This window comes from Frankia sp. AgPm24 (genome assembly GCF_023243055.1).
In the GTDB taxonomy this organism is placed as follows: Bacteria; Actinomycetota; Actinomycetes; order Frankiales; family Frankiaceae; genus Frankia; species Frankia umida.
Window position 1 is genome coordinate 1 of sequence record NZ_JALKFW010000115.1, and the last position, 302, is coordinate 302.

The following is a 302-nucleotide window of genomic DNA, read 5'->3' on the forward strand; positions in this document are numbered from 1 at the left end:
CCGCCGGCTGGCCGCCGACCGGCCCGACACCTACCTCCCCGACCTCGCCACGTCGCTGAACAACCAGTCGGTGCGGTTGGGGGCTGTGGGGCGCCCGGAACAGGCCCTGGCCGCGATCGAAGAAGCCGTCACGCTCTACCGCCGGCTGGCCGCCGACCGGCCCGACACCTACCTCCCCGACCTCGCCACGTCGCTGAACAACCAGTCGGTGCGGTTGGGGGATCTGGGGCGCCCGGAACAGGCCCTGGCCGCGATCGAAGAAGCCGTCACGATCCGCCGCCGGCTGGCCGCCGACCGGCCCG

Annotated in this window: 1 protein-coding gene; it reads left to right on the forward strand. The window is 74.2% G+C overall.

Features of this window, described 5'->3' with window-relative positions:
* Positions 1 to 302 (forward strand): tetratricopeptide repeat protein (locus MXD61_RS05900; RefSeq protein WP_248811820.1); only part of this gene is annotated, 302 nt, incomplete at both ends.